Genomic DNA, 19,591 nt, shown 5'->3' with positions numbered 1-19,591 from the left:
CGCCTGAAGGCGCGGCACCATTTCAACCAATAGCTAATATAATAAAGGGCAACTAATATAACGATCGCATTCAGCAAAAGAAGTATCGGCCCGGCGCCGAGTTACTTTAGGTAGCAGCAAGAAACATAAGTATACGCTAATGATCAGTCCGATGGCTCGGCGGCATCGACGATGCGATTGCGCCCGGCGGCCTTGGCCCGATAGCTCGCTGCATCGGCACGCGCCAGCACCGTCTCGATGTCCTCGTCGCTCTCGAGCAGGCCGGTAAGCCCCATGCTCAGGGTGACACGGTAGAGATTGCCCTGGTGCTCCACGTAGATCTCGCTGATCGCCTGGCGCAGCGTCTCGGCCAGGCGCTGGGCCTGGTTGAGGCTGCAGCTGGGCAGTAGCACGGCAAACTCGTCGCCGCCCTGGCGCGCCACGTGGTCGCTGCTGCGGACTTCCCAGGCCAGCACCTGGGCGATGCGGCGCAGCATCTCGTCACCCAGGGCGTGACCACCACGGTCGTTGATTGGCTTGAAATGATCGAGGTCGAACATCAGCAGCGCCGACGGCGTGCCGGCCTTCTTCCACTCCACCAGCGCCTCCTCGAGCCGGCGCTCGAAGCCGCGTCGATTGAGCAGTCCGGTGAGCGGATCGTGCTCGGCCTCCCAGCGCTGCAGCGCCTCGCGCTGGCGACTATCGGTGATGTCCTTGACGCTGCCCACATAGCCCAGCGGCGTATCGCCATCGGCGACGCGACTGACATTCACCTCCAGCCACAGCGTCTGGCCATTGGCGGCGTGGTAGCGCATCTGCCTGGAAAAGGGCCGTCCGCTCTCCAGGGTGTGGCGCCACAGGTCGCTGACGTCGTCGACCTCGTCGACGTGCAGATGCTCGGCGATCTCACCGTCGCGGTAGGCCTCGAGGTCATAGCCGGTCAGCTGCTGCAGGGCGGGGTTGAGATAGACCAGTTGACCGTGCAGGTCGCAGATGAACAACCCGGTAGGCGACGAGTCGAGCACCGCGTCGAGAAACGCCTGACGGTCTTGCAGCAGCGCCTTGGCTTGCTCACGCTGGCGCTCGAGATAGTTGAAGGTATCCGCCACCTGCTGCAGCTCACGCATGCCGGTGCGGGGGTCGACGCGCCTGGCCTCGCCGCGCGCCACCTTGGCGATATGCCGCTCGAGACGATGCAGTGGCCGCAGCAGCAGCTTCAGTCCTAGCCACAGCAGCGGCAGCATCAGCAGCACCGTAAGCAACCCCACCCACTGCTGCTGACGCAGAAACGCCTGCACCGGCCCCATCATCTGCTCGCGCGGCAGATAGACGCCGACCACCCAGTTGGCCGTCCACACCTGGCGATAGGCCTGCACCGCGCGAGTGCCATCCACCAGATGCCCCTCTGCCGCACCTTCCCAGCCGGACAGCGCCAGGTCGAGCTCGGGATGGGTGGCGGCGCTCGGCACCGGCCGCATGATAAGGTCCCTGTTGGGATGCGACAGCACCAGTCCCGACGCCGTGGCCAGGGCAGCAAAGCCGGCATGGCCAATGCGAATGCGCCGCAGGCCGGCGAAGAAACTGCCCTCCTCGACGCTCACCACACCGCCTAGCATGCCCCGGAAACGCCCCTCGGCTAGGATCGGCACGCCCACCATCACCAGCGGCACGTCGCTGGCGGCACCGGTAAAGGGCTCGGACACATAGGGGCGTCGCACATTCTGGAGATGGCGAAAATACTCACGCTGGGTGACGTCCAGGCCCCGGCGACCAGACAGCTCGGGGACATCGGCCAGCACTTCGCCCTCGGCAGAGATCACCACCAGGGCATCGAACAGTGCCATCAGCCCGATATTCTCATCGAGCAGCGCGCCGGCCTGCTCCGGAGACTGATCGAGCGCCTCTGACGCGCGGCCGGCGAGACGCTGCAGGGCATTGATGCGCACCTCCACCGCCTCTTCGATATGCCGGGCAATCAGCTCTGCTTCATACTCCAGGTGGGTACGGTTGGCCTGCTCGGCCAGTTCGTCGCCGGAGCGCAACGCCACCAGGATGATGGCCGCCACCAGCAACAGCCAGCCAAGGCTGATACCGATGACCAGGCGCGCATGCAGGGAGAGCAGTGCCACACGATGCAGCACCCGTGAGAGTAGTCTTGTCATTGCCACGATTCTATCATGCCGGCTCGGCGAGGCCGCGCCGCCAATATGGCGATCAACGGCCATTTTAGGGCGTATACCGTACGTAGTTGGCATCCCATGAGCAGTCGCGGTGGGATATGGCGTCTTTTTCGCCCTATGGATGACGTATGTAATTGACGCGACCGCCGCCACCCACAATAGTGAGATAAGCCCCACTCACTGACAGGTGCAATGTCATATGCAGGACGATGGCCCAGGCAGCCCCACGCGCCCGCCGCTTACACTCGTCACGTTGCCACCCGAGGTATCGTCGACGCACTCGGCATGGGCGCTAGCGGGCTTCGAGCATAGCCATGCCGGCATTGTCATCACCGATCGCGAACAGCGCATCCTGCTGGCCAACCCCGCGTTCGAAAGCATCACCGGGCATTCTCGCCATGCGGTCGTCGGCTGGGACGTGCATCGCTTCCACCATCCTCACCAGGACGACGACTACCACCGCCAGCGCGAGGCCCTCGCCGAGTTTGGTCACTGGCAGGGCGAGGTACTGTGCCGGCGGCGCAATGGCGATCACTATCCCGAACTGCTGACCATCGACACCCTGTATGACGAGCATCAGCAGCCGTGCGGCTACGTACGCGTCTTTATCGACATCTCCTCGCTCAAGGCCTACGAGAGCCACCTGCAGTTCAAGGCCAATCAAGACCCGCTGACCGGCCTGGCCAATCGCGCCCTGTTCGACGACCACCTGCAGCGCGCCCTGCATCACGCGCAGCGCCACGAGGGAGAGGTCGCCCTTCTGTTCATTGACCTCGACCGCTTCAAGCCGATCAACGACTCGCTTGGCCATAGCGCCGGCGACACCCTACTCAAGCAGGTCGCCAGGCGCTTGAGCCAGGCACTGCGCGGCGACGATCTGCTGGCCCGCTTTGGCGGCGATGAGTTTCTGGTGCTGTTGCAGCACGACGCCGAGGTCGAAGGCGCCCAAACGGTGGCGCTGCGATTGCAGGAAGCCCTGGAGGCGCCGTTCAAGATCGGCGACCGTCGCCTGCCGGTGTCGGCAAGTATCGGCATCGCCCTCTTCCCGCGCGACGGCGACAGCGCCGAGGAGCTGCTGCGCAGTGCCGACGGCGCCATGTACTCGGCCAAACACGCCGGCGGCGGCTGCCACGCCTTCGTCGACCCGCTGCTCAGCGAACAGCTGCAGCGCCAACTGGCCACCGAACTGGCGCTGCGCGAGGCCATCGCCGACCCCGACAGCGCCTTCCATCTGGTCTACCAGCCCCAGTGTGACCTGGCCAGCGGACGGGTGATCGGGCTCGAGGCGCTGCTGCGCTGGCATGCCGGTCAGCCTGGCCAACCCTCCCCCCGCGACTGCATCGTGCTGGCCCGCAAGCTGGGCCTGGCAGTGCGCCTCGACCGCTGGGTGATCGGCGAAGTCATCGCTCAGCAACGGGCCTGGCGCGACATCGGCTCGCCCCTGGCCGAGCTGCCGATCGCCGTCAATATCGTGGATGATCACCTGCGCGCCGAGGCCGCCGACCGCCTGCCGCTGGATCACTTCCTGCGCCAGCACACCGACGACGCCTCCTGGCTGACGCTGGAGATCGCCTGTGACAGCCTGGTCGACGAGCCGGAAAGCACCCAGCACCTGTTCCGCCGCCTGCAGCGCCTGGGCGTCAGCCTGGCATTGGATGAGCTGGGCGACGGTCACGTCAACTTCGCCTACCTGTCGCGCCTGCCGATTCATCAGGCCAAGATCAACGGCGTGCTGATCAAGGGCATCGCACGGGACCGGCGCAGCCAGGCACTGCTCGGCGGCATCCAGCGACTCCTCGATACCCTGGGCGTCGAGTGCATCGCGGTGGGCGTGGAAAGCGAGGAAAGCGCCAGCGCCGTGCGCCAGCAAGGCATCCAACTCGCCCAGGGCAACCATCTTGCCGCGCCGATGCCGGCAGGCAAGCTCAGCGCCTGGTACACCGACCGCCAGCAGCGTTAGCCCCGCTACCCTCCCTTGAGCCGCGCCATCGCCGCTACCTCACGGCGCCGCTTGAGCTCATAGGCCACCGCCAGCACCACCGTGATAAGAATCAGGATCAGCCCCAGGGCATTGACCGCCGGGGTCAACCCGGTGCGCACCTGGGAGGCGATATATACCGTCAGGGTGGTGTCATAGCCGGCCACGAACAGCGTGGTGTTGTAGTTCTCGAACGACTGCAGGAAGGCGATGACCCCTGCCGACAGGATCGCCGGCTTGAGGTAGGGCAGCAGAATGCGCCGGAACATCTGCCACTGGCTGGCGCCCAGGTCCAGGGCGGCGCGCTCCATGGTGCGGTCGAAGCGCTGCAGGCGCGCCATCACCATCAGCATCACATAGGCGGCGATGAAGGTGGTCTGGCCCAGCACGGTGAGAAAGATCCCGCCGCTGACGCCGAACTGACGCCAGAAGATCAGCGTCGAGATGCCGATGATCACCCCCGGCGTCAGCAGCGGCGAGAGGATCAGCGCGTAGATGAACGGCTTGGCGCGGCTCGACACCGTGTTGAGGAACAGCGCGCTGGAGATGCCGATCGGCACCGCCAGCACCAGCACTCCCGCCGCCACCATCAGGCTGTTGGAGAGCGCCTGCCACATGCCGCCATCGCGCCACAGCTCGCCGAACCAGCGCAGCGTGGTTCCGCCCCAGGGCGTCACGGTGGGAAAGCGGCTGTCGTTGAAGGTCGCCAGCGACATGATGATCAGCGGCAGGAACAGGTAGGCGAAGAACACCACGATATAGAACTTGAGGCCGAAGGCCAGCAGGCGCTGAGACGTCATACCACCACCTTCAGACAGATGCGCTCGCATAAACAAGCAATCGCTTTGATGTCTCTCATTTAGCGATATCCCCCAGGCCCACTTTAAACAGCTTCATTACCAGCGACATGAAGCCGATGCACAGCACCAGCAGCAGGAAGGCGTAGGCCGCACCCTGGTTCCAGTTGCCGCCCTCGAAGAACCAGTTGTAGATGATCTGGGTGAACCAGCGGCTGCCCGGCGAGCCGAGCAGCGCCGGCACCGCATAGCTGCCGGCGGCGAGCATGAAGACCATGATGCAGCCGGTGGCGATGCCCGGCTTGGCGTGGGGAATGACGATGCGCCGGTGGGTGCGCAGGGTGCCGGCACCGAGGTCGCGGGCCGCGCGCACCTGATTGCCGTCGAGGCTCTCGATAGCGTTGTAGAGTGGAAACACCATGAACAGGATATAGGCGTAGACCATGCCCACCATGACCCCGCCGTCGCCGCTGAGAAAACGGATCGGGCGGTCGATCAGCCCCAGCGCCAGCAGCACCTCGTTGAGCGGGCCGCGAAACGCCAGCAGGATGAACCAGGAGTAGGTGCGCAGGATCTCGTTGATCCAGAACGGCACGATCAACAGCAGGATACACAGTGCCGCCTGGCGCGGGGTCGCGACCTTGGCCAGGTACCAGGCCAGCGGGTAGCTCACCGCCAGGGTCAGCATGGTGACCAGCACGCTCGACCAGATCGTCTTGAGGAAGATCGCGCGGTGGATATCGTTGTTGAACAGCGTCACGTAGTTGGCCACGGTCAGCCGATCGTCGGGCCCGCCGATCTGCGCCGGCAGCAGGTTGGGCCGCAGCGAGTACTCGATCATCTGCAGCTGCGGTAGAGTGACCATGATGATCAGCCACATGCCGAGCAGGGTGACGATGGCCATCGCCACCGGCGAGCCGAAGCGCGCGTTAAGCTGCCGGAACATTGGCCACCTCCTTGACCTCGCCGGTCTCCTCGTCGACCACCGGGCTGCCGTCGTTGGGCAGCACCACCGCCTCCGCTGGGTCATAGCCCAGCCGTACCTGCTGGCCCTGAGCGAGCCGGCTGGCCGCGCCGCGGGCCTGTTCGCCGCTGAGCTGCACCCTCAGCCGCTCGGCAGTGGCCACGAGCCGCGTCTCGAGCATCAGCCAGGCGCCTTCGAAATGCACCGCTTCGACCTCGGCTTCCAGCGCCGGGCCCGAGTTGCCCGGCCCCAGAAGCCGCAGCTGCTCGGGGCGCACAAACAGCGCGGCGCTGTCGCCTACTTGAAGACCATCGCTGGCCCCGGGCACCGCACTGCCCTGTAGGCGCCCGAGCAGGCCGGCGTCGAGGGTCAGGCGTTCGCCGTCGCGCTCGGCGACGCTTACCTCGAGGCGGTTGTTCTCACCGACAAAGGCCGCCACGAAGCCGGTCTGCGGGGCGCGGTAGAGCGTCATCGGATCGGCGACCTGCTGGATACGCCCCGCCGACATCACCGCCACCCGGTCGGACATGGTCAGCGCCTCGCCCTGGTCGTGGGTGATGTAGATGAAGGTAATGCCGGTCTTGCGCTGGATCGCCTTGAGCTCGGCGCGCATATGCTGGCGCAGCTTGAGGTCCAGCGCCGAGAGCGGCTCGTCGAGCAGCAGCACCCGGGGCTCCACGGCCAGCGCCCGGGCGATGGCGATGCGCTGCTTCTGGCCACCGGAGAGTTCTGCGACCTGCTTGTCGCCGCTGCCCTCCAGCGCCACCAACGCCAGCAGGCGCTCGGAGACCTCGCGCCGGGCGCGCTTGCTGACGCCGCGCACCTCGAGCCCGAACTCGATGTTCTCGTACACGCTCATCAGCGGGAACAGCGCCAGATTCTGGAAGATCATCGCCGTGGGCCGGCGGTTGACCGGCACCCCGCCCATCGGCTCACCGCCGATGAAAATCTGGCCTTCACTGGGGGTGAGAAAACCGCTGACCATGTTCAGCAGCGTGGTCTTGCCGCAGCCCGAGGGGCCGAGAAAACTGAAGAACTCGCCGGAGTGAATCTCCAGCGAAGAGCGTTCGATGGCGGTGAAGTCGCCGAAGCGCATCACCACCTTGTCGAGCGAAACGGAACCGTCCATCAATACTTGCCTTGTTAGCGTTAATCGCAGCGCGACTGCCTCTCGACTCTCAACACTGCAGGTCGGCACGTCGCGCAGGCGCTGACCACAAAGGCGTTCCCTGGCACTTCAATTGCGGCCTGCGCGTCGGATAGGAACAACGTCCCTGTTGCCTATCCTCGATCGACATCCCTGTCGATCGCCGCGCGCCGCTTCATTCAGTGCCAGCGCCTTCGCGAAGCCAGCTTATTGCGCGTTGTGCCTTACTCTCACGCGCTGAGATAGCGATCCTGGTACTCGTTGCGCAGGGTCACGTACCACGGCTCCTGGATCGGCCACCACCACAGGTTCTCGAGGTCGGCGTCGGTGTAGGAGTCGCGGAAGAACTGGCGGGTCTCCTCCGGCAGCAATTCCTCGGCGCCCACCGAGGTGGAGTTGTAGCCGGTGGCCTCGACGAACATCGCGCCGGCTTCAGGGGTGTAGTACCAGTTGATCAGCTCGTAGACGGCGTCCGGATTCCGGGCATTCTTGGGAATCACGAAGCCCTCCATCCACGCCAGCGCACCTTCGCGGGGGGCTGCATAGGCGATGTCCTCGCCCTCCTGCCTGAGACGGAAGGCGGTGCTGTCCCAGGTCTGGCCGATGATGGCGCCGTTGGTCCTGAATGCCGCCTGGGCCTCGTTCTCGGTGTCCCAGAACTGCACCAGCAGATTCTTGTGCTTGACCGCCTCCTCGACGATCACGTCGAAGTTGGCGCGCATCGCCTCTTCGCTGCGGTAGGACTCGAGCATCGGGAACGGCAGCCGCCCCTCGCGCTCCAGCCACAGGCCGATGCCGACCAGCGCAGAGTGACCGCGCACGGTCACACCCTGGCCGTTGTCGGGGTTCCACAGGTCGGCGTAGCTCAGGGTCTCGCGGTCGATATCGACGAAGCGACGGTGATAGGCGATCGCCTCGGTGCCCCAGTCGCTGGGCGCGAAGTAGCGCCGCCCGTCGACCACGCCGCCCACTTCGGAGCCCTCGATGGCGCTTTGCAGCGCGCCGTCCCAGTTGATCCGCGACTCGTCCAGCGGCTGGATCAGGTCGTAGTCGAGGTAGCCGGGCACCCGGTCTACGGTGGGCATGATCACGTCGAAGCCGGAGCCGTCGGTGGCGCGCAGCGAGTTCATCAGCTCGTCGTTGGTGCCGTATGGCGTGAAGGTGGCGCGGATGCCGGTCTTGTCGGTAAAGTCGGCGAGCATCTCGTCGCTGAAGTAGCCGGCCCAGGCATAGATGCGCAGCGGCTCGCCCTGCGCCAGGGCCTTGTTGATATAGAAGGATGGCGCGGCCGCCACCGCCCCGGCCGCAGCCGTTCCCTGCAGAAAACGACGCCGTGACATCGACATGGAGATTCTCCTGAACGCAGTGATTGTTGCTGTGATTGTCTGCTCGACTCGATGACCGGGGCATGACAATTGAATGACGGTTCAACGAGCTGAACTCAGCATAGCAGCGGGCAGGCGAAAGGCGAGACTCGCCGATCGGCGGGATTCAACGCTACATGCGCGATAGGAGAAGTACGGATTTTACGAGGGGCCGGCGTCCAAACGCCAGATACTAAAAAGCCGGCCCACAAAGGGGCCGGCTTCTGGCGAGCCGCTAGGCGGCTCGAGGGCTTAGGCTAGACTTAGAAGTCGTAGCGCGCGCCCACGGTGTACAGCAGACCGTCGTTAGACTCACGGAAGGTCTGGTCAGCGGAGAAGTCGTTATCATAGACTTCTGCGAAGACGTACATCGGCTGGCTGAAGCGATAGTTGGCGCCCAGCATCCACTGATTACGTGAATCGGTGTCAGCACCGGCTTCGCCGCCGAAGCTACGACGTGAATACTGGCCGTAAACTTCGCCCAGACCGTAGTCGAAGGTAGCGCCAACGCTGGTGATACTCTGGCTAGCAACGCCCATCTCATCGTCAGAACCGTTGCGCTCGTAACCGAGACGGCCGCTGAACTCAGGAGTGAACTGGTAGGCTGCTGCGATACCCCAGATCGCCTGATCGTTGTTGGCGGCTTCTGTGACAGTACCCTCAGACTCAGTAGTAGTCAGGGGGAGATCGTCAAAAGCAGTTACACGACCACGATCGCCGAAGTCACGGTTACGATCATAACCGGCAGCGACGTACAGATCCTGGAAGGTGTAACTAACGGCAGCAGACGGGCTGGTAGTAGAAGACGCGTCTTCGTTACCGATCTCTACGTTGTTGCCAGAGTAGTGCTTGGCCTGAACGTGAGCCTGGAAGCCTTCCAGCACCGGGGTGGAATAGGCAATGGAAGTGCCGTGGGAGCTGTTGGTAACGCTACCCAGAGTCTGCCAACCGGCATTTTCCGGCACATCGAACACGGAGCCAACGGCATTGTAGTAGATGCTGTTGAAGTTACCGGCCCAAACGCGACCAAACTGCTGGCTTTCAACGCCGAGGAAGCTCTGACGAGTATCGCCAATGCCACCATCGCGCTGAGCAGCGTCGAATCGGAACTCCATGTTGGCGAACACGGACAGATCGGTGTTCACCTCATGACGGGCACGAAAGCCAACCCGCGAACCAAGATCACGGAACTGAGAACCATCTTCTTTTACGCCAACTTCGGAGTACGTACGATCTTGCTGTTCGCCGGAACGTTGCTCACCACCGGAGGTCACAGCCATAACCACACGGCCGTAAACGTCAACTTCGGTGCCGTCTTGGCTGTAAACGGTAGCTGCCTGAGCAGCAGCGGAGACGCCCAGGGCGCCGGCGATAGCAGTCGCTAACAGTGTCTTTTTCATCGCGATATGTCCTTTAAACTAGCTTACTGTTTCGATCGTATCTGCATATGCAGTCGGCTTTCCCGGTGCGCCTGGCCAATCTGCCGAGGCATGATGGCCGGGGCTGCCACCTGAGCGAAGCCTTGTTATATTCCAATGCTCGCAGGTCAAACCTTATACCGGGATTTCCGGGAACGCAACAAGAAAAAACACTGTTTCCAATCTCGATGCACGGAATCCATGGAACTTTTGCCCTGCGCAAGCGTCATGCCACCACCTTGAAGCCCATGACGCCGGGTCACGCGGCGCCTCACGGCGGCTTGTCATGACCAGCGTCGGCTATATTGGCCGGGTCCCAGGCGACATGCAAGCCTCGCTGCTGGCGAGGCGTCAACGGCTTGTCGTGGATCAAGGGGGGTTAATGCTGCTCGTGCTTGGCCAGCAGCTGGCCGAGTTTCTGCTCGAGGCGCTGGTCCTTCTCGCGCTGGGCCTGGCGCTCGGCCTGCTGGGCCTTGCGGGTGCGGTTCTGGGCGCGCAGCTCGTCGAGCTGGCGGCGGGCGTAACGCGCCTCGCCGTCGGTGACGTCACCGGCGCTGGCGCCGTCGAGGTCGACCCGCTCGGCACCGGTGCGCACCGCTTTAAGGTAGCGCGGCAGGTGCACGTAGCATGCCAGCGCTCGCCGCACCAGCTTGTCGGGCCAGGGCTCGCGGGCCACCAGATCTTCGTGGATGCCGACCTTGAGCGGCCGGGTGTGGCCCTTGAAGAAGGTCTGCGGGTAGCGCTGGTACCACTCGTCGAGCAGCGCCTGGGGCGACGGCGCCTCGCCGATCGGCAGGCGGCTCTGGGGCTCCTGCTGGTCCGCCGGGGGCTCACTGGAGGGCGCCGGCGCAGCGGCCGGCGTCTTGGCGACCGGCTCTGGCGGCTTGGCAGGCGGTTCTGCCGCCGCAGGTGACGGTGATAGGGCCGCGGGCGTGTCAGCGGCCGACTCATGATGCCGAGCGGCGAAGCGCGGGCGGCGCGACATCAGCGCGGCCAGCCCCTGGCTACGCGGACTGGTGGCAGGCTCGCGGGCCTCGACCTCCTGCTGCAGGCGCTGGTTGTCGGTTTCGAGCTCGGCGAGGCGTCGCTCGAGGTCGGCAATGGTGGCCCGCGCCTCGCGCAGCGCCGTCATGCCGTGCTCGGCGCGCTGCTCCAGGGCGCTGAGCAGTGCCGCAGTGTGATCGTCGTTCAAGGCGTCGCCCTCCATGCGCATCTCACGTGATCATGACCTCAAGTGTGTGCCAGCTTTACCATTCTGACAATGCACCGCGCCAGGATGGCATCACTCAGTCCAAGCCAATGACGTGATACCGCTTTTACCTGATACGCCGAGGGCCTATACCCGCTCGGGGCTGATCCGTCGACAGGCCTACGAGGAGGCGCTATAAACCCGTCCCTGGGCGCTATCTTGCGCCATCCATGGCGCAAACCTCCTCTTCGCCCTGCCCCCGGCGCCCCTCGCTTGAGGCGAATGCCCACGCTGCCGCCGGGGTAGCCCCGAGCGACACCGCCGACGGATCAGTCCTGGCCGGGGCTGGCATCCCGACGCCGATACTCGACGAACGCATAGGCCGGCTGGCCCTCGTGCGGCGAGCCGGGCACCCGCTGGCACTCCCGCCACTCGCCCGGGTCGAGCTCGGGGAAACGCGCGTCGCCTTCCACCTCGAGCGCCACCTCGGTGAGATAGAGCCGCGCGGCGTAGGGCATGGCCTGGGCGTAGATCTGCCCGCCGCCCATCACCATAATCTCCTCCACCCCGTCGATGATCGCCTGCTGGTCGGCGAGGTCGAGGGCGCTTTCGAGGTCGTGGCAGACCCGCACGCCGGGGTGCTCGAAGGCGCTGTCGCGCGTCACCACGATATTGAGTCGCCCCGGCAGCGGCTTGCCGATGGAGGCAAAGGTCTTGCGCCCCATCACCAACGGCTTGCCCTGGGTCATGGCCTTGAAGAACTTGAGGTCCTCCGGCAGGTACCAGGGCAGCTGGTTGTCGACGCCGATCACCCGGTTGCGCGACATGGCGGCGATCATCGCCACCGGGACCATGGTGTCAAACGGGGCTGACAAGCGCTGGTCGCTCATACCGCCACCTCGGCCTTGATATGCGGGTGCGGGTCGTAGCCCTCGATGGCGATATCCTCGAAGCGGAAGGCGAACAGGTCGCGCACCTGCGAATCGAGCACCAGGTGCGGCGCCGGGCGCGGCGCGCGCGACAGCTGCAGCTCGGCCTGCTCGAGGTGGTTGGCATACAGGTGGGCGTCGCCCAGGGTGTGGACGAACTCGCCGGGCTCGAGGCCGCTCACCTGCGCCACCATGCAGGTCAGCAGCGCGTAGCTGGCAATATTGAACGGCACGCCGAGGAAGATATCGGCGCTGCGCTGATAGAGCTGGCAGGAGAGCCGCCCCTCGGCAACGTAGAACTGGAATAGCGCATGGCACGGCGGCAGCGCCATCTCGTCGACCAGCGCCGGGTTCCAGGCCGAGACGATCAGCCGCCGCGAGTCCGGGTTGCACTTTATCTGCTCGACCACCTGACGGATCTGGTCGACGTGGCCGCCGTCGGGGCGCGGCCAGCTGCGCCACTGGTAGCCGTACACCGGCCCCAGGTCGCCGTTGTCATCGGCCCACTCGTCCCAGATGCGCACCCCATTCTCCCTGAGGTAGCGGATATTGGTGTCGCCGGAGAGAAACCACAGCAGCTCGTGGATGATCGAGCGCAGGTGCAGCTTCTTGGTAGTCACCAGCGGAAAACCCCGCGCCAGGTCGAAGCGCATCTGGTGGCCGAACACGCTGCGCGTGCCGACCCCGGTGCGGTCGTGCTTGGCCACGCCCTGGTTCAATACCTGGCGCATCAGATCGAGGTAGGGCTGTTCGAGGGCAGAGTATTCGGGAGCTTGTGTCACGCGTTAACCATCTTGAGAAAATGCCGAGCCGATGAGCCCGGCGTTGAACAGTAAACCGCTGGTTCAGCCCGGGATACGCTGGTCAACTGGCTGGCGCCGCGACCAGGCGATCAGTGCCGCACCGGCCAGGATCATCGGCAGCGTCAGCAGCATGCCCATGGTCACCCAGCCGAAGGCGACAAAGCCGATATGGGCATCGGGCAGGCGCACGAACTCCACCGCGAAGCGGAACACGCCATACAACACCAGGAACAGCCCGGAGATCAAGCCGCGCTGGCGCGGGCTGGCCGACACCACCCACAGCACCACGAACAGCACCAACCCCTCGAGAATCGCCTCGTAGAGCGCCGAGGGATGGCGCGGCTCCGGCCCCATCCCCGGAAACGGCATGCCCCAGGGCAGCTCGGTGACACGCCCCGGCAGCTCACGATTGATGAAGTTGCCGATACGCCCGGTGCCCAGGCCAATCGGCACCAGCGGCGCGATGAAGTCGGTCAGGGTGAAAAATGCCAGCTGTTTCTTGCGCGCGAAGTAGAGCGCCGCCAGCAGCACCCCGATCAGGCCGCCGTGGAAGCTCATGCCGCCGTCCCAGATCTGGAACAGCCATAGCGGATTGTCGATCAGGCGCCCCATGCCGTAGAACAGCGCATAGCCCAGGCGGCCACCGGCCACCACGCCGATGGCGCAGTAGAACAGCAGGTCGCCGATGTCGTCGCGGGTCAGGCCGAGTCGTGCGGCGCGCCGGCAGCCCAGCCACCAAGCGGCCACGAAGCCGATCACGTACATCAGGCCGTACCAGTGAATGCTTAGCGGCCCCAGGGAAATGGCCACCGGGTCGATATCGGGATAGTTCATCTAGGCTCTGCTCGGTAAGAAAAAAGGCGATCAGGCATGCTTGGCCAGCCAGCGTCGGGCCATGTCGACCAAGGCCTGGGGACGATACGGCTTGGCGAGGTAATCGTCCATGCCAGCGGCAAAGAAGCGCTGACGATCGGTGTCGTTGGCGTTGGCGGTCAGCGCGACGAGCACACTGCGATGCTCGCGCTCGGCGGCGCGCCAGCGACGGCTGGTCTCGACCCCGTCCAGGCCGTGCATGTAGATATCCATGAAGACCAGGTCGTAGCACTGCTGCTCGCGCAGGCTCAGTGCCTCGTCGCCGTCTCGCGCGGTATCCACGCAGATGCCTTCGGCCTCCAGCACCTGGCGGGCCAGCATGGTGTTGACCGGCCCGTCATCGACGATCAGCACGCGCGAGGTCGAGGCCTGGGACGTCTCGGCTTCGGCGGCGTCACGCCCGGCGTCGAGCGGTGGCGGCGCCTCGGCGGCCAGGGCTTGCGGCGCCTCCACCAGATTGGTGATCAACGACTCCAGGTCGGCGAGTCGCTCCAGCAGCTGCGGGGTCGGCCGCTCGGGGAGCTGCAGCATCTCCACCAGTTCCCCCAGCTCCTTCTGCAGCAGCAGCAGATAGCGGGTCTTGAGACGCGACTCCTCGCGGGCACGGTCTCGTGTCAGCATCAGCTGGGCCAACTGCTGCTGCTGATCGAGGATATCCTCGAGCAGGCCCATGCGGTGGCCGTGACCGTCGTCGAGCGTCAGCAGGCGGAAGGTACGATAGCCGCCCTGGCTGTCGTTGATGCGCACCACCTCGGCGATCTGACCACCGACCTCGGTGGCGCTGTCGACACGGATCAGGTAGCCCAGCTCGAGGCCGCGCAGTTGGTCGAGGCTGCGCCCTACCAACTGCTCGAACACCCCGTTGGCCTCGACCAGCCTGCCGTCTCGGGCGATAAAGGTCGGCACCGGCAGTCGGTTCAGCATGGTCGCGAATCGCGGCCGCTCGGCGACGCGTTCCATCAGGGTTTCGAGGGCATCGAGCAGGCACTCGAGACGATGCACCGGCCCGTCGGCGGCTTCGGCAAAGGGCAGCACGCGCTCGGTCTTGAGCCACGAGGGTAAATCGCCATGGATGATGCCCAGCAGCCGCTCGAGGCGCTCGTAAGGCACGCCCAGGGCGCTCTCCCACTGCTGCAGGCGTTGGCGCAGCATCAGCAGGAAGGTGGCGACGCTGAGGCTGGTGCCCACCGCCAGTGCCAGCAGCGGCCAGCCCAGGTGTTGCCAGCTGGCGCCACTCCTGACATCCATTTGCCAAATCAGCAGCCAGGCCAGCAGGCACAGCAGCATCACCCCGGCCTGCGCGGCGATCAGCGGCCATAGCAGCGGCCAGATGACCCGCTGCCAGAGGCTATCGGTGGACTTATCGACCCGCATTCTCATCCCTGTGAATCGTCGAAGGCATTTGAGTGTACGAAAATGCGCGGCGCCTGTCATGACGCCGACAGCGCGCGCTTTGTGACGGCCTCGCCGCGCGGTATGGTAGTGCGATGTGCCTGATCGCCTTCGCCTTTCATCCCCACGCTTCGCTGCCGTTGCGACTCATCGCCAACCGCGATGAACGCCACGCCCGACCGACCGCGCCGCTGGCTCGCTGGCACGATACGCCGGCCATTCTCGGCGGGCGCGACCTGCTGGCCGGCGGCAGCTGGCTAGCGCTGCATCGCGACGGGCGCATGGCGGCCATCACCAACGTCCGCGACCCGCGCATCGGCGTCGCCGACACTGCCCCCAGCCGCGGCGAACTGGTGCGCCAGGCGCTGCTCAGCGACGACCTGCCGGGCTGGCTGGCGCGGCTAGCCGAGGGCGACGCGTGGCACTATGGTGGCTTCAACCTGCTGGTCGGGGACGCGCAACGGCTGTGGCACCTGCATCGCGGCCATGCCCGCCTGGCGCTACAGCCGCTCGCTCCGGGCTGCTACGGGCTCTCCAATGCCGACCTGGAGACGCCCTGGCCCAAGCTAACGCTCGCCAAGCGCGGGCTCGCTGCCAGCCTTGATAGCGGCCGCTGGCCCGAGGATGCCCTCGCCGCCATGGCCGACCAGCGCCAGGTCAGCGATCCGACCCAACTGCCGGACACCGGCGTCGGCGAGGCGCTGGAGCGCTTCCTGTCGCCGCCATTTATCGTCGGCGAGGAGTACGGCACCCGCGCCACCAGCTGGCTGAGCTGGCACGCCGACGGGCATATCGAGATCACCGAGCGTCGCTTCGGCCCCGGCGGCCTCCCCGCCGGCGAAACCACCGAACACCTGCTCCTCGGCACCTGATGCCGGGCGCTGGGCGCTCAACAAGCCTAGTCTCGCGGCGGGAGCAGATGCGCCAACTGCCACTCACCCAGCCTGGCAGCGAGATGGGCACGCACCTTGGCCGGCGACTCCAGCTGCAAGGTTTCGCTGACCAGCGACTGGGCGGCAGCCAGCGGCACGCGGCGGATCGCCGCACGCACTCGTGGCAGGCTGGGTGCATTCATCGACAGCGCATCGAAGCCCATGCCCATCAGCAGCAGCGCGCCGGCCGGGTCCCCTGCCAGCTCGCCGCACAGCGACACCGGCACCTCCAGCGCCGCCGACTCCTTGGCGAGGCGATCCAGCGCGACCAGCACTGCCGGGTGGCAGGCGTCGTAGAGCTCGGCGACACGCGGATTGTTGCGATCCACGGCCAGCAGGTACTGGGTCAGGTCGTTGCTGCCCACCGAGAAGAAATCGACCCGCTCCGCCAGCGCGGCGAGCTGGTAGAGCGTGGCCGGCACTTCGAGCATCACTCCGACCTGGGGCCTGGGCACGCTGACGCCCTCCTCGGCGATCTCCTCCAGGGCGCGGTCGAGCAGGCGCAGCGCATCATCGACCTCGTCGACGTTGGTGACCATGGGCAGCAGCACCTGGAGGTTATCTAGCCCCTGGGAGGCCTTGAGCATGGCGCGCAGCTGCACCATCAACACCTCGGGATGGTCCAGCGTCACGCGGATACCGCGCCAGCCGAGGAAGGGATTGGCCTCGTCGATGGGAAAGTACGGCAGGTCCTTGTCGCCACCGATATCCAGGGTACGCATCACCACTGGCAGCGGCGCGAAGCTCTCGAGCTGGTCGCGGTAGAGGCGGATCTGCTCCTGCTCACCGGGGAAGCGCTCGGTAATCATGAACGGCACTTCGGTGCGGTACAGGCCCACCCCGCTGATGCGCGGCTTGAGTGACGCCACCGCGTCCACCGCCAGGCCGGTATTGACCATCAGCGGCATGACATGGCCGTCGGGCGTTTCGCTGGGCAGGTCCTGCTCGTGCTCGAGCACCGCCGAGAGCGCATCCTCCTCGGCGATCAGCGCCCGGTAGTGGGTCTCGATGTCGGCACCGGGGCGCACGAACAGCCGGCCGCGGTGGCCGTCGAGCACCACCTTGGCGCCATTCAGGCGCGGCAGCGGCAGGTCGACCATGCCCAGCACGGCGGGAATCCCCATCGCCCGGGCGATGATCGCCACGTGGGAGGTGCTCGAGCCGCGCACCGAGACCAGGCCGGCCAGCTTGTCACGGGGCACTTCGCCCAGGGTCGCCACGCTGATCTCGTCGCCCACCAGCACGGTACGCTCGGCGAAGGTGTCCGGAGTCTGCGGCGTCTCCTCCTGAAGGTGAGCCAGCACCCGGCGCCCCAGGTCACGGATATCCGCGGCGCGCTCGCGCAGGTAGTTGTCGTCGACCCGCTCGAGATACTGCACGTGGCGGCGCACCACATCGGCCAGGGCACCGGGTGCCCACTGGCCCTCGCGGATGCGCTTTTCGACCTCGTGGCCCAGCGCCGCTTCGCTGAGCATCTCCTGATAGACCTCGAACAGCGCCAGCTCCTGGGCGCTGATGCGACTGGCCAGCCGCTCACCGGCGGCGCGAATCTCATCGCGCACCCGGTAGATGGCGTCCTTGAGGCGCTTGATCTCGTAGTCGACGTCGGTGGGAATCAGGTCGGGAACATTGTCGAGATCGGCCGGCGGCGCAATCACCAGCGCCTCGCCGATGACCATGCCCGGCGAGGTCGCCACCCCGGTGAACATGGCCTGGCCGTCACCGCGACTGGAGCGAGACAGCCCGCCGGTGGCCAGCGCATGAGCCAGCACCCCGGCCAGCTGTGCGGCCATGGTCACCAGAAAGGCTTCGTCGCCCTCATCGAAACGGCGCTTGTCCTGCTGCTGCACCACCAGCACGCCGAGCATGCGCCGCTGATGGATGATCGGCACGCCGAGAAAGCTCGAGTAGCGCTCCTCGCCGGTCTCCTCGAAATAGCGGAACAGCGGATGGCCAGGGGCATCCTCGAGGTTGAGGGGCTCCTCGCGCTGGCCGACCAGCCCCACCAGGCCCTCCCCCAAGCGCAGTGAGACCTGCCCCACGGCGCGGCTGTGCAACCCGATGGTGTCATTGAGTACCAGTCGCTGCTGGTCGGCATCGAACAGATAGAACGAGCACACGTCGGTGCGCATCGCCTTGCGGATACGCCGCACCATGGTCGACAGCGCAGCCTCCAGGGTGCGTGCGCTATTGACCTCCTGAACGATGCGGCGAAGGACATCGAGCATAAGCATTCTTCTTATGGGGCCCCGCGGGGCCTGAATGTCGTGCCGCTGGCGGGGTCAGTCGTCACCCAGCGCCAGCCGCTGCGCGCGAGGAGCCAGCTCGCGCAGCGCGCGGCGATAGACCTCCCGCTTGAAGGGCACCACCTGCCCCAGTGGATACCAGTAGCTAACCCAGCGCCAGCCATCGAACTCCGGCTTGGGGGTCGTATCCACACAGATCTGGCTATCCTGACAGCGTATCTGCAGCAAAAACCACTTCTGCTTTTGGCCGATGCATACCGGCCGCGAATGCGTTCTTATCATGCGTCGTGGCAGACGATAGCGCAGCCACCCCCGGGTACAGGCCAGCACGTCGACATCGGCAGACGTCAAGCCGATCTCTTCTTCCAGCTCGCGATACAGCGCCTGCTGTGGTGTCTCGTCAGACTTGATGCCTCCCTGGGGAAACTGCCACGCATTCTGTCCTACCCGACGCGCCCAAAGCAGCTGGCCCTCGCGGTTGGCAATGATGATGCCAACGTTGGGGCGGAAGCCGTCAGCGTCGATCACGGACGTCACCTTATCAATCCACTATTGCAGCCATTCTTCCACAAAGCCGGAAACCCCATCAATACGCTTGCGGCCTCGGCATTGTTGCCAGGCAGCCAACTCTGCAATAATCGGCGGCTGTTTTTCTCCCACACCCTAGGAGCGCGCCTTGAGTCTGGCTATCTTCGATCTCGACAATACCCTGCTTGGCATCGACAGCGATCACGCCTGGGGCGAATTTCTGCTCGAGCAAGGCGCCGTCGACCCGGTGAGCTACCGCGAGGCTAATGAGCGCTTCATGCGCGACTACGATGCCGGCACCCTGGATATCCACGCCTTCCTCGAGGTCGCCCTGAAGCCTTTGGCCGACAACACCCCGGAGCAGCTTGCCGCCTGGCACCAGCAGTTCATGGCCAGCAAGATCGAGCCGAACATCCTCGCCAAGGGCGAAGAGCTATTGGCGCGCCACCGCACCCGCGGCGACACCCTGCTGATCATCACCGCCACCAATCGTTTCATCACCGGCCCGATCGCCGAGCGCCTCGGCGTCGACCACCTGATCGCCGTGGAGCCGGAAATCGTCGACGGCCGCTATACCGGCCGCGTCTCGGGCACCCCCAGCTACCGGGAAGGCAAGGTCGAGCGCCTCGAGGCATGGCTCGCCGACAAGGAGCTGACACTGGACGGCGCCTGGTTCTACAGCGATTCGCACAATGATCTGCCGCTGCTGGAGCAGGTCGATCATCCGGTGGCCGTCGATCCCGACGACACCCTGCGCGAGGTTGCGCAGGCGCGGAATTGGCGGATCATGAGCCTGCGCTGAACAGAGCCGCACGCCACCGCCAAGACTACGACCAACGTATGATATTGCGCCGCACCATTTGCATGGTGCG

The 19,591-nt window shown here is 65.4% G+C and carries 16 protein-coding genes; 3 read left to right on the top strand and 13 right to left on the bottom strand.

Annotated features, from left to right (window positions below):
- Window positions 1-143 precede the first annotated feature (143 nt).
- Window positions 144-2,141 carry a hypothetical protein gene (locus tag BWR19_05745; GenBank protein ID APX92485.1) on the bottom strand — a complete coding sequence of 666 codons (1,998 nt, stop codon included), beginning with the start codon at window positions 2,139-2,141 and terminating at the stop codon, window positions 144-146.
- Between the two features lie 217 nt (window positions 2,142-2,358).
- Between BWR19_05745 and BWR19_05740 the strand changes: the two genes are divergently transcribed.
- Window positions 2,359-4,119 (top strand): hypothetical protein, encoded by a 1,761-nt coding sequence (locus BWR19_05740; GenBank protein APX92484.1) that lies wholly within the window; start codon window positions 2,359-2,361, stop codon window positions 4,117-4,119.
- 5 nt (window positions 4,120-4,124) lie between these two features.
- Here the strand turns inward: BWR19_05740 and BWR19_05735 are convergent, their stop codons facing one another.
- The 10 genes from BWR19_05735 to BWR19_05690 all read right to left on the bottom strand — a co-directional run bounded on the left by BWR19_05735 (window position 4,125) and on the right by BWR19_05690 (window position 14,995).
- Window positions 4,125-4,937 carry a spermidine/putrescine ABC transporter permease gene (locus tag BWR19_05735; GenBank protein ID APX92483.1) on the bottom strand — a complete coding sequence of 271 codons (813 nt, stop codon included), beginning with the start codon at window positions 4,935-4,937 and terminating at the stop codon, window positions 4,125-4,127.
- Window positions 4,938-4,992: 55 nt separating this feature from the next.
- Window positions 4,993-5,880, bottom strand: coding sequence for an ABC transporter permease (locus tag BWR19_05730; protein APX92482.1), 888 nt, complete (start codon window positions 5,878-5,880; stop codon window positions 4,993-4,995).
- Complete coding sequence (locus tag BWR19_05725; protein ID APX92481.1) at window positions 5,864-7,027, bottom strand: ABC transporter ATP-binding protein; 1,164 nt, start codon at window positions 7,025-7,027, stop codon at window positions 5,864-5,866. The genes BWR19_05730 and BWR19_05725 overlap by 17 nt, the downstream gene beginning before the upstream one ends.
- Before the next feature lie 248 nt (window positions 7,028-7,275).
- Window positions 7,276-8,391 carry a spermidine/putrescine ABC transporter substrate-binding protein gene (locus BWR19_05720; protein APX92480.1) on the bottom strand — a complete coding sequence of 372 codons (1,116 nt, stop codon included), beginning with the start codon at window positions 8,389-8,391 and terminating at the stop codon, window positions 7,276-7,278.
- A gap of 281 nt (window positions 8,392-8,672) precedes the next feature.
- Window positions 8,673-9,809 (bottom strand): hypothetical protein, encoded by a 1,137-nt coding sequence (locus tag BWR19_05715; GenBank protein APX92479.1) that lies wholly within the window; start codon window positions 9,807-9,809, stop codon window positions 8,673-8,675.
- A gap of 397 nt (window positions 9,810-10,206) precedes the next feature.
- Window positions 10,207-11,040: a hypothetical protein gene (locus BWR19_05710; protein ID APX92478.1), complete on the bottom strand. Its 834-nt coding sequence runs from the start codon at window positions 11,038-11,040 to the stop codon at window positions 10,207-10,209.
- Between the two features lie 305 nt (window positions 11,041-11,345).
- Window positions 11,346-11,906 (bottom strand): diacylglycerol kinase, encoded by a 561-nt coding sequence (locus BWR19_05705; protein APX92477.1) that lies wholly within the window; start codon window positions 11,904-11,906, stop codon window positions 11,346-11,348.
- Window positions 11,903-12,727, bottom strand: a complete 825-nt coding sequence (locus BWR19_05700; protein ID APX92476.1) for a thymidylate synthase — start codon at window positions 12,725-12,727, stop codon at window positions 11,903-11,905. Before BWR19_05700 ends, BWR19_05705 begins: the two co-directional genes overlap by 4 nt.
- A 63-nt stretch (window positions 12,728-12,790) precedes the next feature.
- Window positions 12,791-13,582: a prolipoprotein diacylglyceryl transferase gene (locus tag BWR19_05695; GenBank protein APX92475.1), complete on the bottom strand. Its 792-nt coding sequence runs from the start codon at window positions 13,580-13,582 to the stop codon at window positions 12,791-12,793.
- A gap of 30 nt (window positions 13,583-13,612) precedes the next feature.
- Window positions 13,613-14,995 (bottom strand): hypothetical protein, encoded by a 1,383-nt coding sequence (locus tag BWR19_05690; protein ID APX92474.1) that lies wholly within the window; start codon window positions 14,993-14,995, stop codon window positions 13,613-13,615.
- A gap of 113 nt (window positions 14,996-15,108) precedes the next feature.
- Between BWR19_05690 and BWR19_05685 the strand changes: the two genes are divergently transcribed.
- On the top strand, window positions 15,109-15,885 hold the full coding sequence (locus BWR19_05685) for a hypothetical protein (protein ID APX92473.1): 777 nt from the start codon (window positions 15,109-15,111) through the stop codon (window positions 15,883-15,885).
- Window positions 15,886-15,911: 26 nt separating this feature from the next.
- On the opposite strand, the gene BWR19_05680 is transcribed toward BWR19_05685, so the two are convergent.
- Both BWR19_05680 and BWR19_05675 read right to left on the bottom strand, forming a co-directional pair.
- A complete protein-coding gene (locus BWR19_05680) occupies window positions 15,912-18,173 on the bottom strand; it encodes a phosphoenolpyruvate--protein phosphotransferase (GenBank protein ID APX92472.1) in 2,262 nt (753 codons plus the stop codon).
- Between the two features lie 54 nt (window positions 18,174-18,227).
- Window positions 18,228-18,719 (bottom strand): RNA pyrophosphohydrolase, encoded by a 492-nt coding sequence (locus BWR19_05675; protein APX92471.1) that lies wholly within the window; start codon window positions 18,717-18,719, stop codon window positions 18,228-18,230.
- A 148-nt stretch (window positions 18,720-18,867) separates the two neighbouring features.
- Between BWR19_05675 and BWR19_05670 the strand changes: the two genes are divergently transcribed.
- The gene (locus BWR19_05670; GenBank protein APX92470.1) at window positions 18,868-19,521 is read left to right on the top strand and encodes a phosphoserine phosphatase; all 654 of its coding nucleotides are present in this window, start codon (window positions 18,868-18,870) and stop codon (window positions 19,519-19,521) included.
- The last annotated feature ends 70 nt before the right edge of the window (window positions 19,522-19,591 follow it).

It is taken from the genome of Halomonas sp. 1513, from assembly GCA_001971685.1.
In the GTDB taxonomy this organism is placed as follows: domain Bacteria; phylum Pseudomonadota; class Gammaproteobacteria; order Pseudomonadales; family Halomonadaceae; genus Franzmannia.
The sequence above is the reverse complement of the archived record's forward strand: the minus strand, read 5'-3'. Positions and strand labels throughout refer to the sequence as shown.

Excerpts from the sequence above, each read along its gene's own strand:
- BWR19_05685 (APX92473.1), top strand. The coding sequence starts at position 15,109 with ATGTGCCTGATCGCCTTCGCCTTTCATCCCCACGCTTCGCTGCCGTTG.
- BWR19_05720 (APX92480.1), bottom strand. The coding sequence starts at position 8,391 with ATGTCGATGTCACGGCGTCGTTTTCTGCAGGGAACGGCTGCGGCCGGG.
- BWR19_05745 (APX92485.1), bottom strand. The coding sequence starts at position 2,141 with ATGACAAGACTACTCTCACGGGTGCTGCATCGTGTGGCACTGCTCTCC.
- BWR19_05695 (APX92475.1), bottom strand. The coding sequence starts at position 13,582 with ATGAACTATCCCGATATCGACCCGGTGGCCATTTCCCTGGGGCCGCTA.
- BWR19_05715 (APX92479.1), bottom strand. The coding sequence starts at position 9,809 with ATGAAAAAGACACTGTTAGCGACTGCTATCGCCGGCGCCCTGGGCGTC.
- BWR19_05680 (APX92472.1), bottom strand. The coding sequence starts at position 18,173 with ATGCTCGATGTCCTTCGCCGCATCGTTCAGGAGGTCAATAGCGCACGC.
- BWR19_05740 (APX92484.1), top strand. The coding sequence starts at position 2,359 with ATGCAGGACGATGGCCCAGGCAGCCCCACGCGCCCGCCGCTTACACTC.
- BWR19_05690 (APX92474.1), bottom strand. The coding sequence starts at position 14,995 with ATGCGGGTCGATAAGTCCACCGATAGCCTCTGGCAGCGGGTCATCTGG.
- BWR19_05710 (APX92478.1), bottom strand. The coding sequence starts at position 11,040 with ATGCGCATGGAGGGCGACGCCTTGAACGACGATCACACTGCGGCACTG.
- BWR19_05735 (APX92483.1), bottom strand. The coding sequence starts at position 4,937 with ATGACGTCTCAGCGCCTGCTGGCCTTCGGCCTCAAGTTCTATATCGTG.
- BWR19_05705 (APX92477.1), bottom strand. The coding sequence starts at position 11,906 with ATGAGCGACCAGCGCTTGTCAGCCCCGTTTGACACCATGGTCCCGGTG.
- BWR19_05725 (APX92481.1), bottom strand. The coding sequence starts at position 7,027 with ATGGACGGTTCCGTTTCGCTCGACAAGGTGGTGATGCGCTTCGGCGAC.
- BWR19_05730 (APX92482.1), bottom strand. The coding sequence starts at position 5,880 with ATGTTCCGGCAGCTTAACGCGCGCTTCGGCTCGCCGGTGGCGATGGCC.